Below are 12,131 nucleotides of genomic sequence, written 5' to 3' on the forward strand. Positions count from 1 at the left end.
GCACCGCTCCGCGGCGGCCGGGACGTGCCTCAGTCGGCGTCCGCCAGCACGCGGATGGGAGTGTCTGCCGCAATGTCCGGCGCGTCTGCCGCGGGGCGGCCGTATTCCTCGCGCTCGGCCGCGTCGATCACCCGGCCCAGAACCGCATGCAGCGCCCGGGCCGACTCCAGCGTCAGTTCCACGGCGCCGCGGGCACCGGGCCCACGGGTGTGGTTGACGAAGTCGATGAGGATCGCGTCCTCCAGCATGGCATAGCGGGCATGGTCGAAGGCCACCACCGCATGGGTCAGCGGAAACCAGGCGGTGCCGTTCTTGGCCATGCCCTCCGCTTGCGCGATCTCGACGATGGACGTGCACATGGCCCCTACCCCGCCAGGCGCTGGCCGAAAAAGGCGAAGATCTTCTCCCAGCCGTCCAGCGCCTGCTCCACCCGGTACATGGGGCGGTGGTAGTAGAAGAAGCCGTGGCCGGCGCCGTCATAGCGATGGAAGTCGTAATCCTTGCCGTGCTTTTTCAACTCGGCCTCGTGCTGGTCGACCTGTTCGGGGCTGGGCGAACGGTCCTCGTTGCCGAAAATCCCGAGGATCGGACAGGACAGGGTCTTGGTCATGTCGATCGGCGGCACCGGCTGTTTCGCCGGACGGTCGTCCTCCGCCTGCACGACGCGGCCGCCCCAAAGCTCGACCACCGCGTCGATGCTGTCGGTGTTGCAGGCATAAAGGAACGCCTGGCGCCCGCCGGAGCAGGAGCCGATCACGCCGATCTTGCCGTTGCAATAGGGCTGGGCCTTGAGCCACTGGACCGCGCCCTCGGTATCGCCGATCACCTGGTCGTCGGCGACGCCGCCCTCGGCCCGGGCCTTGGCGGCCACGTCGTCCGCATGGCCCTCGCCGATGCGGTGGTAGAGATTGTGGCTGATCGCGGCATAGCCGTGATGGGCGAATTTGCGCGTCATCTCGCGGTAGAACTCGCCCCAGCCGGGCAGGTGGTGGATCAGGACGACGCCGGGGAACGGCCCCGCCCCCATCGGCCGGGCGGTGTAGGCGGAGATCATCTCGCCCTTGTGGCCTTGGACCGAGACCGACTCCGCAATCATGCTTTCATACGCCATCGGATGTTCCTTTCCCTGGTGACTGTCGCGTGCATACGACCTGGCCGCGACTCTATCACGAGGAGCCGCCTCCCTGCCAAGCGGCCTTGCTTGCGGCAACGGCGTGGCGCATCCTTTCGGGCAACCCCCTCCCGCACTCGTCCGACCTGCCTCATGCGCTCCGACCCAATCGAACGCCGCTTCCAGGGAAGCGCCGCAACCCTCGCCTATTTCGAGTGGGAGGGCACGGACGGTGCCCCGACACTGTTGCTGGCCCACGCCACCGGCTTCCACGCCCGCGTCTGGGACCGGCTGGTGCGCGAATTGCCGGCAGACTGGCGCGTGCTGGCGGTGGACCTGCGCGGGCACGGGCGATCCTCCAAGGACGGACCGTTCGACCGGTGGGAGTATTATGGCCAGGATCTGGTGGAACTGGCGGATCATCTGGCGCTGGAGGGCGTGCTCGCGTCCGGTCACTCCATGGGCGGCTGGGCGGTCTGTTATGCGGCGCTGGAGCGGCCGCGCGCCTTCCGCCGCCTGGTGCTGATCGACCCGACCATGAACTCGCCCGAGTTTTACGGCACCGACCGCTATCCGGGCATGAAGGGACCGGAAGACCATCCGGCCTCGCGTCGCCGCAACGCATGGGCCGACTGGCAGGCGCTCCATGACCGGCTGAAGGACCGAAAACCCTATTCGCTCTGGCAGGCCGCGGTGCTGGAGGATTATTGCCGCTATGGCGTGCTGCCGGCGCCCTCCGGCGACGGCTTTGTCCTCGCCTGCCCGCCGCTGGTCGAGGCCTCGGTCTATATGAACAGTTGGCGGGCCTATCTGCATCCGCGCCTGAAGGAGATCGAAGCCCCGGTCACCATCCTGCGCGCCAAGCGACGGGAATTGCCCCGCCTCGGCAACACCGATTATTCCGGCTCTCCCACCTGGGAGCGGTTGTGGGAGCTGTTCCGAAAGGCCGAGGATATCCACCTGCCGGAATTCACCCACTTCCTGCCGATGCAGGATCCGAAACGGATCGCAGGCTATATCGCGGCGGCCGGAAGCACCTGAGGCCTCCCCGCTCGACCTCCTTCCGGTCGGCGCACCCTTTGTCGCGCGGCCGGCCTTCCCCGAAACAACCGCAAGGATACGGTACCACGCGACAAATGGACTGGTCGGGCGCACTGGCGATGCACTGAGAAACCTCGCATAAAGGCTCCGGTGGCTATAAATGTATGGTCGGATCGAACCGCGCCAGAGAGCCGAAACCGCACAATGCGTCTGCTGACCCTGACCACGCTGTACCCCAACGCGGCCATGCCAACGCATGCGATGTTCGTGGAGAACCGCCTGCGCCGCATCCTGGCGACGGGGCGCGTGTCCGCCAAGGTTGTGGCACCGGTGCCGTGGTTTCCGCTCCACTGGAAGATGTTCGGCGAATATGCCCGCTTTGCCGCCGTTCCGCGGACCGAGGAACGACACGGCATCGCCATCACCCACCCGCGCTTTCTGACCATTCCGCGCCGACCGACCTGGCAGCCCGCCGCCTATTTTCGCGCGGCCCTGGCGGAAGTGGAGCGCCTGCAACGCAGCGGCTGGGATTTCGATGTGATCGACTGCCACTACCTCTATCCCGACGGCGTCGCGGCGGCGCGGCTGGGCCGGGAGTTGGGCAAGCCGGTGGTGGTCTCGTGCCGGGGGACGGACGTGAACCTGATCGCCACCCTCCCCGGCCCGGCCGAGCAAATCCGCAAGGTGCTGCCGGATATCGACCGCCTCATCACCGTCTCCGCCGCGCTCGGCGAACGGGCCAAGGCGCTGGGGGTGCCGGCCGAACGAATCGCGGTGCTGCGCAACGGTGTCGACGACCAGGTGTTCCAACCGGTCGACGGCTCCGCGTGGCGGTTGCGGGCCGGCGATGCCGCCACCGTCATCGTCTCGGTCGGCAATCTGATTTCGGCGAAAGGCCATGATCTGGTCATCCGCGCGCTGACCGATCTGCCCGGCATCCACCTGCTGATCGCCGGCAAGGGGCCGGAACACGGCGCGCTGGCGGCACTGGCGGCCGAACTGGGCCTTGCCGACCGCGTCCATCTGGTCGGCACCATGCCGCAGGAAGAGTTGAAGGCGCTCTACAGCGCCGCGGATGCCCTGGTCCTGGCCTCCGAACGGGAGGGCTGGCCGAACGTGCTGTTGGAGGCTATGGCTTGCGGCACGCCCGTGGTGGCAACGAATGTCGGCGGCATTCCCGAGATCGTGACCGAGCCCGTGGCCGGCCGGATCGTGGCGGATCGCTCGGCCACGGCCATTGCCTCGGGTCTGCGGGATCTGCTGGCGGATCGGCCCGACCCGGCCGCGGTGCGGGCTTATGCCCAGCGCTATTCCTGGGACGACACGATTGCGCGGCAGGTTGCGTTGTACGAAGAGGTTGCAGCCGCGGCGCAATAGGCTCCGGGGGGCAGAGGATAAGGACGAATGATGCCTGAGCGTATCGCAGTGATCGGCTTGGGGTATGTGGGCCTGCCCGTGGCACTGGCCTTTGCCCGCAGCTTCCCCGGCACGATCGGCTTCGACATCGACCGCAGCAGGGTGGCGGCCCTGCAACAGGGGGATGACTGGACCGGCGAGTGCGAGCCGGAAGTGCTGGAGCAATCCGCCCTGACCTTCAGCGCCGACCCGGCGGACCTGCGGGACGCGACCTTCTTCATCGTCGCCGTGCCCACGCCCATCGACGCCAACAACCAGCCGGATCTGCGGGCGGTGCAGGGCGCGAGCCGCACCGTGGCCGCCGCCCTGAAGCCGGGCGACGTGGTGGTCTACGAATCGACCGTCTATCCCGGCGTCACCGAGGAAGTGTGCGGCCCGATCCTGGCGGAGGTGTCCGGGCTGGAGGTTGGCAAGGACTTTCATCTCGGCTACTCGCCGGAGCGGATCAACCCCGGCGACAAGCTGCACACGATCGAGAAAATCACCAAGGTCGTCTCCGGCGACGACGCGGCGACGCTGGAGCGGGTCGCCACCGCCTATGGCACCGTCATCGAGGCCGGGGTGCATCGCGCCGCCTCGATCAGGGTGGCGGAGGCGGCGAAGGTGATCGAGAACACCCAGCGCGACCTCAACATCGCCCTGATGAACGAGCTGGCCCTGATCTTCGATCGGCTCGCCATCCCGACGCGGGACGTGCTGGCGGCGGCCGGCACCAAGTGGAATTTCCTGCCCTTCACGCCGGGCCTGGTGGGCGGACATTGCATCGGCGTCGACCCCTACTACCTGACGGCCAAGGCGCAGGCGGTCGGCTATCATCCGGAGGTGATCCTGGCGGGCCGGCGCATCAACGACAGCATGGCCACCTATGTGGGTCAGCGCATGGTGAAACTGCTGGCCGGCCAGGGCAACGGCGTCAAGGACGCCCGCGTCGGCATTCTGGGCCTGACCTTCAAGGAAAACGTGCCCGACCTGCGCAACTCGAAAGTGCCCGGCATCGTCGCCGAATTGCGGGATTTCCACGTGGAGGTGCTGGTGCATGACCCGATGGCCGATGCCGAAGAAGCCCACCACGAATTCGGCCTGTCGCTGGCGCCGCTGGAGGCGTTCCGCGACCTGGACGGGCTGGTGATCGCCGTGGCGCACAGGGCCTATCGCGACCGGCCCGTGGCCGACCTGACCGGCATGGTCAAACCCGGCGGCGTGGTCGTCGACGTCAAATCCCTGCTGCGCGCAGAGGATGTTCCCGACGGCATGGCCTATTGGAGCCTTTAGGAGAAGCGCAAGCATGCTGGAAGCGACCCCGAGCGACGGCGTCCACCTCGTCACCGGCACCGCCGGCTTTATCGGCTTCCACCTGGCCGAGCGGTTGTTGCAGGAAGGCCGCCGGGTGGTGGGCGTCGACTGCGTCAACGACTATTACGACCCGAAGCTGAAGGAAGCGCGGCTCAACCGGCTCGGCAACCACAAGGGCTTCGTCAACCACCGGGTGAAGCTGGAGGACAAGGAGGCGCTCGCCGCCGTGTTCGACCGGCACAAGCCGCGGGTGGTGGTCAACCTGGCGGCGCAGGCGGGCGTGCGCTACAGCCTGGAAAACCCGCAAGCCTATATCGACAGCAACATTGTCGGCTTCACCAACATTCTGGAGCAGGCGCGCAAGCACGAAATCGACCATCTGGTCTATGCCTCGTCCTCCAGCGTCTATGGCCTGAACACCCGCCTGCCCTTCTCGGTCGGTGACACGGTGGACCACCCGATCAGCCTTTATGCGGCGTCGAAGAAGTCGAACGAGCTGATGGCGCACACCTACAGCCACCTGTTCGGCATCCCCACCACCGGCCTGCGGTTCTTCACGGTCTACGGCCCCTGGGGCCGGCCGGACATGGCCATGTTCCTGTTCACCCGCGCCATTCTGGCGGGCGAGCCGATCAAGGTGTTCAACCACGGCCGGATGCAGCGCGACTTCACCTATGTCGACGACATTGTCGAGGGCGTGACGCGCATCACCGACCGCCCGGCCCGGCCTGACCCGAACTGGTCCGGCGACGCCCCGCACCCCGGCACCTCGTCCGCCCCCTACCGCGTGCAGAATATCGGCAACAACAACCCGGTCGAACTGATGCATCTGATCCGGGTGATCGAGGAAAAGCTGGGCAGGACGGCCGAAAAGATCATGCTGCCGATGCAGCCGGGCGACGTGCCGACCACCTATGCCAATGTCGACCCGCTGATCGCCGATGCGGGCTTCAAACCGTCGACCAGCATCGAGGACGGCGTCGGCCGCTTCATCGACTGGTACCGCTGGTATTACGCGGTCTAGGGGCGCTTCGATGGCCGGCCTACCCCTCACCCCGCGCGAGATCGCCAAGCGCGCGATCTATGCCACCTACACCCGGTTTCAGGCACCGGCGGAAACCCGCAGGCTGGCGGCGGCCGGATCGCAGCGCATCAGCATTCTCTGCTATCACCGGGTCGACGACCGGCTGAAGGACAATGTCACCCTGGGCCTGGAGCAATTCGACCGGCAGATGACGCTGATCAAGCGCCATTACCAGGTGGTGCGCGCAGACCAGATCGTGCGCGGCGAGGTGGACCGCAGCGGCAACCGGCCCATCGTCGCCGTGACCTTCGACGACGGCTATCTGGACAACTATGCGAACGCCCGGCCGATCCTGAACAAGCACGGCGTGCCGGCGACATTCTTCGTCTCCACCGGCATTGTCGACACCGACCGCGAGTTCCAGCACGATATCGACAAGAATGTGCGCGGCCTGCCGAATATGAGCTGGGACCAGATCCGCGAACTGCACGCGGACGGCCACGAGATCGGCGCCCACACCGTCAACCACGTCAACATCGCCCGTGTCGACGCGACCACGGCCGAGCAGGAATTGCGCGAGGCGCTAGAGCGGGTGCGCCGGGAGATCGGTGTGCCGGACGTCGCCTACGCCTATTGCTTCGGCAAGCGCGCGGACATCACGCCGGAGCGGCGGGACCTGGCGCGGCGGCTGGGCTACAGTGCCTGCTATGCCGCCTATGGCGGAACGAATGCCGGCGCCATCGATCCGTTCGACATCAAGCGCTTCGGCGTGAACTACGGCTTTAGCGAGACCGCGTTCCGCGCCAAGATCGAGGGCTGCCCCTATGGCGGCGGTGCCGAAGCCTCCGCTTGATCCGGCGCCGGCCGGAGGGCAGTTTTAGGCCATGAGCGAAGCCTTCGTCGTCCAGGACCAGTCCGCCGTCGCCGCCGTCATGAGCGACCCGGCGACCCATGGCGGCGTGAAGCCCCGGCGGATCGATACCCATGGCGCCATGGTCTTCATTGCCGGCGACCGGGTTTACAAGATCAAGCGCGCGGTGCGCTTTCCCTTCATGGATTTCTCGACCCTGGAAAAGCGCCACGCGGCACTGACCGAGGAATTGCGCGTCAACCGCCGCACCGCGCCGGGCCTCTATCTGGGCGTGCTGCCGCTGGTCGAGACCGCCGCCGGGATCCGCCTGGGCCGGATCGGCGCGACGCCGGCGGGGGCTATCGACTACGCCCTGGTCATGCGCCGGTTCGAGGCGACGCTGGACGAACGCGCCGATGCGGGCGCCCTCAGCCGGGCCGACATCGTCTCTGTCGCCGAGACGGTCGAGGCGTTCCACCGCGATGCCGAACCCTTTTTCCGTGCCGACCCCGCAGGTCGCGTCGGCGACGCCATTGCCGGGGTGGTGCGGGAGATGCGCCGAAACCTGGACGTGCTGGACGCCGCCAGGGTGGAGACCTTCGCCGCACTAATGGCGAGCCGCCATGCCGCCGCCCGCCGCACCATCCTCGCCCGCGCCAAGGCCGGGCTGGAGCGGCACTGCCATGGCGACCTGCACCTGCGCAATATCTGCCTGTTCGACGGCAGGCCGACGCTGTTCGACGCCATCGAGTTCAACCCGGATTTCGCGCGCATCGACGTGCTCTACGACCTGGCCTTCCTGCTGATGGACCTGGAGGCGCGCGGCGAGCGGCCCCTCGCCAATTTGGCGCTCAACACCTATCTGGACCGGCGGGTCGCGGCCGGTTGGCCGGACGAATCCGGGCTGGTGCAACTGCCCCTGTTCCTGGCGCTCAGGGCCGGGATCAAGGCCGAGATCGGCGCCCACATGGCCAATGTGCAGGACGGCGACGAAGGGGCGGCGCAAATGCGCCATGCGGCCGTGTCCCATCTGGGGCAGGCCCTCGGCTATCTGCATCCGGTCGGGCCGCGGCTGGTGGCGGTCGGCGGACTGTCGGGCAGCGGCAAGTCGACCCTGGCGGGCGCGCTGGCGCCGGATTTCGGCCCTGCCCCCGGCGCCCGCTGGCTCCGCTCCGACGTGTTGCGCAAGGCCTGGGCCGGGCTAGGGCCGCTGGAGCGACTGCCGACAGAGGCATACACGCCGGAGGCATCCGCCGAAACCTATCGCCGCCTGATCGCGGCGGCGGAGGCCGCACTCGCGGCGGGCCACAGCGTCGTGCTGGACGCGGTGTTCGCCCGGCCGGGCGAGCGGTTCGCGGCCCGGGCGCTGGCGGCGCGGCTGGGCGTACCCTTCACCGGCCTCTGGCTGGACGCGCCGGAGGCCACACGGGTCGAGCGGGTCGAGACCCGCGCCGCCGATGCCTCCGACGCCGGCGGGCCGGTGGCCAAAGCCCAGTCGGCCTATGATCTTGGCGCGATAACGTGGCACCGTATCCCTGCCCACGACGGCCCGGCGGCGGTGTTGGAGCAGGCACGGCGCATCTGCTAGGCTCTTCCCATGATGGACGATGCCTTTTTCGCCGAAATGCGCGCCGCCCTGGAGGCGCGTCGGGCGGCCCTCACCGATCTCAGCCGGTCGACCGAGGCGGATCGCGCGCCGGTCGAACTGGACCAGACGCGCATGGGACGGCTCAGCCGCATGGATGCGTTGCAGGGCCAGGAAATGGCCAAGGCCCAGGACGCCCGCCGCGGCCAGGAATTGCAACGGATCACCGCCGCGCTCAAACGCTTCGATGACGACAGCTATGGCCTTTGCCTGCGCTGCGGCGACGAGATCGCCGAAGGGCGCCTGCGCGCCGACCCGGCCACACCGCTCTGCATCGCCTGCGCCGAGCGATAGTCAGAGATCCGACGACCGTCAGAGATCCTTCGGCCGGCGGAAGGCCACGAGCCTGGCGGCGCTGGCGGCTAGGTCCTGCCAGTCGCCCTTGAATTGCAGCACGGCCACGGCCGCGGTCGGAAACTTCCGGCCGACCGGCTCGGCCAGACCCGCCGCCAGTTGCTCCAGGCCGGGATTGTGGGCGATCAGCAGCAGGGTGGCCGTTTCCGCCGGTGTCGCGGCAACCAGCGCCCGCAGGCTCGCCGCATCGGCCAGATAGGCCCGCGCATCGAAACATACCGGCAGCGTCGCCGGCAGCAGGGGCGCCAAGGCCTCCCAGGTCTGGACCGTGCGGCGGGCGGGCGAGCAGAGCACCCGATCCGGCGGCCACTCCGCGGCGATCCACCGGGCCATCGCCGGCGCTGCCTGCCTGCCTCGCGCTGCCAGAGGTCGTTCGAAATCGGATAGAGCCGCGTCGTCCCAGTCGGACTTTGCATGACGCCAGAGCAGCAGGGTTCGGCGCCGCGGCTTCGGTCCCCGATGGGTTTGCGGTCGGTCCTGATCCAAGAAAGCCCGCTCCATTTCCGGTCACCACGCGAGCCCGCATCATATAGCCGGAACATTGCCGTGTCGCTATGGTGCCTGCCCTACCCGCTCCCACGCGGGGCATTCGCCCCGGCGCCGTTGAAAGCTTCCTCTGCCGCATGCTCGCTTTGCTCTCTCTCCTGCCGTGCGCGGTCGTGGTCGTCGCGGTGTTGCTGTTGCGAACCAGCGGCCTGGTCGCGGCCCTGCTGGCGCTGGCGGCGGCCCTGGCCCTCTGGGTCGCGGGCGTGTTCGCCCCCTGGAGCGCGCTGGCGCTGCCGCACGCGGTGGAGGACGGCCTGCTGCTCACCACGCTGGTCGGGTCGGTCATCGTGCCGGGCCTGCTGTTCGTGGAAATCTGCCGGCGGGCCGGCTCGCTCGACGCCGTTGGACGGGTGATCGAGGCCATGGAACTGGACGCGCCGCGGGCCGCCATCGTCATCGTCACCGGCGTCGGCATCATGCTCGAATCGCTGACGGGCTTCGGGGTCTCGTTGCTGGTGTCGGTACCCTTGCTGCTGGCGCGGTTCGAGCGCGGCCCGACCATCGCGCTGGGGCTGATCGGCATGAGCCTGATGCCCTGGGGCGCGCTCTCCGTCTCGGCATTGCTGGGAGCCAAGCTGGCGGGGTTGCCGGTGGAGGTGCTGGCCGAGCGCGCCCTCACCACCAGCGGCCCGATTGCCGCCGTCCTGCCGCTGGCCTGCCTGCTGTTCACGCCGCGGCCCGACGCTCGCGCGGTCGGCTTCGCGATGGCCGCCGGGTTGGCGCTGGTCGCCGGCCTCGCGGCCACCAGCTATGCCATTGGCGTCGAAGTTGCGGGTGTCGGTGGCGGGCTGGCCGTGCTGGCGCTGGCAGGGCTGATTGCGCCGGACCGACGCCGCGTCGCTCGCGCGGTTGCCGCCCCATCGCTCGCGCTGCTGGGCATTTTGATCGCCGGCGTCGTGGCGCAGAAACTGCTGGTGCCGGTGCTGGCGGCGGCCGGGTTCGCCCCGGTGGCCGGCACCGGACGGGTCGGCTATGCGGTGCTGACCTCCCCCGGCATCGCCCTGGTCGCGGCGGCCTGTATCGGGCTCGTCGTCTGGCACCGCCGCATTCGCCGGCCGGATGCGCCCCTGGTTCGCCTCGTCGCCACCCGGACATGGCGGGCCCTGCTCACCATCGCGATTTTCCTGTCCATGGCGCGCCTGCTGGTCGAGACCGGCGGCATCGGCGCCCTCTCGGCGCTGCTGGCGCAGGCGGGCGAGCACACCGCCGTGGCCCTGGTCGCCGCTCTCGGCGGTGTCGGCGCCTATGTGACGGGAAGCGCGATCCCGTCCGCCGCCCTGTTCATGCCCAGCGCGGCGGCGACCGGGCAGAGCTTCGGCCTGGTGTCGCTGTTCGCGGCGTTGCAGCACAGCGCCGCCGGCCACATCGCCATGGCCTCCCTGCCCATTGCCGCCATTCTGGTCGCCGCGCTGCCGAACCGCTCCGCCGCCGACGAGCGCGAGGCGCTGCGACGCGGCCTGCAACTGGCGGCGGTCTGGCTGGCAATGGTCATTGCCAGTGGTTGGATCCAGCTTTGACCGGGCCGGCGCATCCCCCCGGCTAGAGCGGAGTCTTTTCCCGCTGGCTCACCAGCCCATCTCCCCTGTCCCCGCTTCCGTGGGAGATGGGGCGGGAGAGTGGGGTTACCAGTACCGAAATCACACTAGGATTGGGGCTCGTCACTGCTGTATTCGAGTTGCACGACGGCAATCACCATCGCCGTGGTCCAGCCGACGATGATCGTCCCATTCAGTGCCGCGACCGCCCCCAACAGACGCCAGTCCGGCGTCAGCACGACGTCGCCATAGCCGAGCGTCGCATAGGTGACGATCGTGAAATAGAGGGCGGTTTCCAGATCGTTCAGGGCGCCCAGATACAGCAACAACCACGCCCAGCCCCAACATTGGATGCAAATCGACACGAAGAACCACAGAATAACGGCCGTGACGGCCAACGACCGTGTCGGTCGCCAACCGGCGCGCTGGGTTGACGCCTTCGCCCAGTTGAGCGCAAACGTCATAAAGATCGCCTGGATGCCGACGGTCGCCGCCATCGCCGCCGCCCCGATCAGCAACTGCTTCAGCACGATTTTCCCCAAAGGTTTCGGCGGTATGACGGCCCCACCGCGTCAGACGTGCTGGCCGCCGTTGATGTGCACCTCCGCCCCATTCACATAGGAGGCCGGTGCCGTGCATAGGAAATAGATCGTCGCCGCCACTTCCTCCGGCTTGCCGAGACGTTTCAGCGGAATTTCCTTTTCCACGATCTCCTCGGTGCCCGGCGACAGGATGGACGTGTCGATCTCGCCGGGCGCAATCGCGTTGACGCGCACGCCGAGCGGCCCGAACTCCCACGCCATCTCGCGGGTGAGTGCGGCCAGGGCCGCCTTCGACGTCGCATAAGCCGCGCCCGCGAACGGATGCACGCGCATGCCCGCGATGGAGGTGACGTTGATGACCGCGCCCCTGGCCTTGGCCAGCTCGCCGATCAGACCCCGCACCAGCAGCGCCGTGGAGAAGAAGTTCACGTTGAACACCTGCTCCCAGACCGCCCGGTCGGTCGCCATGATGCCCATGCGGGCACCGCCCTCGGCCTTGGGAGAGATCGCGGCGTTGTTGACCATGGCATCCAGCATGCCGTCGCCCAGACGGTTGCGAATGTCGGCAATCGCGCCGGGCAGATTTTCGAGGTTGGACAGGTCGAGCTGGATATGATTGTCCGCTCCGCCCTCCCACGGGCAATCCTCGCTGAAGGCCATGCGGGAGACGGTCAGCACGCGCCAGCCGGCGGCGCTGAAGCGCTTCACGGTGGCGTGCCCGATGCCGCGGCTGGCACCGGTCAAAAGCAGGGTTCGTTGACGATTTTCGGGCAT

Annotated in this window: 13 protein-coding genes; 8 read left to right on the plus strand and 5 right to left on the minus strand. The window is 68.2% G+C overall.

Annotated features, from left to right (window positions below; translation table 11 throughout):
- Positions 1-29: 29 nt before the first annotated feature.
- Entirely contained in the window at positions 30-359 is a 330-nt protein-coding gene (locus H6844_14315) for a hypothetical protein (protein MCB9930574.1), read from the minus strand.
- 5 nt (positions 360-364) lie between these two features.
- Positions 365-1,111, minus strand: coding sequence for a dienelactone hydrolase family protein (locus H6844_14320; GenBank protein MCB9930575.1), 747 nt, complete (start codon positions 1,109-1,111; stop codon positions 365-367).
- 153 nt (positions 1,112-1,264) lie between these two features.
- Here H6844_14320 and H6844_14325 point away from each other — a divergent pair, with 153 nt between their 5' ends.
- From H6844_14325 to H6844_14355, 7 genes are all read left to right on the plus strand, one after another.
- Positions 1,265-2,152 (plus strand): alpha/beta hydrolase, encoded by an 888-nt coding sequence (locus H6844_14325; protein ID MCB9930576.1) that lies wholly within the window; start codon positions 1,265-1,267, stop codon positions 2,150-2,152.
- A 204-nt stretch (positions 2,153-2,356) separates the two neighbouring features.
- A complete protein-coding gene (locus H6844_14330) occupies positions 2,357-3,529 on the plus strand; it encodes a glycosyltransferase family 4 protein (GenBank protein ID MCB9930577.1) in 1,173 nt (390 codons plus the stop codon).
- A 30-nt stretch (positions 3,530-3,559) separates the two neighbouring features.
- Entirely contained in the window at positions 3,560-4,840 is a 1,281-nt protein-coding gene (locus H6844_14335; GenBank protein MCB9930578.1) for a nucleotide sugar dehydrogenase, read from the plus strand.
- A 13-nt stretch (positions 4,841-4,853) separates the two neighbouring features.
- Positions 4,854-5,885: an NAD-dependent epimerase gene (locus H6844_14340; GenBank protein ID MCB9930579.1), complete on the plus strand. Its 1,032-nt coding sequence runs from the start codon at positions 4,854-4,856 to the stop codon at positions 5,883-5,885.
- A gap of 10 nt (positions 5,886-5,895) precedes the next feature.
- Positions 5,896-6,738 (plus strand): polysaccharide deacetylase family protein, encoded by an 843-nt coding sequence (locus tag H6844_14345; GenBank protein MCB9930580.1) that lies wholly within the window; start codon positions 5,896-5,898, stop codon positions 6,736-6,738.
- A gap of 31 nt (positions 6,739-6,769) precedes the next feature.
- Entirely contained in the window at positions 6,770-8,323 is a 1,554-nt protein-coding gene (locus H6844_14350) for an AAA family ATPase (protein MCB9930581.1), read from the plus strand.
- Positions 8,324-8,332: 9 nt separating this feature from the next.
- Positions 8,333-8,674: a TraR/DksA C4-type zinc finger protein gene (locus tag H6844_14355; GenBank protein ID MCB9930582.1), complete on the plus strand. Its 342-nt coding sequence runs from the start codon at positions 8,333-8,335 to the stop codon at positions 8,672-8,674.
- An 18-nt stretch (positions 8,675-8,692) separates the two neighbouring features.
- On the opposite strand, the gene H6844_14360 is transcribed toward H6844_14355, so the two are convergent.
- Positions 8,693-9,220 carry a histidine phosphatase family protein gene (locus tag H6844_14360; protein ID MCB9930583.1) on the minus strand — a complete coding sequence of 176 codons (528 nt, stop codon included), beginning with the start codon at positions 9,218-9,220 and terminating at the stop codon, positions 8,693-8,695.
- A gap of 137 nt (positions 9,221-9,357) precedes the next feature.
- On the opposite strand from H6844_14360, the gene H6844_14365 reads away from it, so the two are divergent.
- Positions 9,358-10,797, plus strand: coding sequence for an L-lactate permease (locus H6844_14365; GenBank protein ID MCB9930584.1), 1,440 nt, complete (start codon positions 9,358-9,360; stop codon positions 10,795-10,797).
- Positions 10,798-10,922: 125 nt separating this feature from the next.
- Here H6844_14365 and H6844_14370 read toward each other — a convergent pair whose 3' ends face one another.
- Both H6844_14370 and H6844_14375 read right to left on the minus strand, forming a co-directional pair.
- Positions 10,923-11,345 carry a two pore domain potassium channel family protein gene (locus H6844_14370; GenBank protein ID MCB9930585.1) on the minus strand — a complete coding sequence of 141 codons (423 nt, stop codon included), beginning with the start codon at positions 11,343-11,345 and terminating at the stop codon, positions 10,923-10,925.
- 42 nt (positions 11,346-11,387) lie between these two features.
- The gene (locus tag H6844_14375; GenBank protein MCB9930586.1) at positions 11,388-12,131 is read right to left on the minus strand and encodes an SDR family oxidoreductase; all 744 of its coding nucleotides are present in this window, start codon (positions 12,129-12,131) and stop codon (positions 11,388-11,390) included.

The organism is Alphaproteobacteria bacterium (genome assembly GCA_020638555.1).
GTDB lineage: Bacteria > Pseudomonadota > Alphaproteobacteria > Bin95 > Bin95 > JACKII01.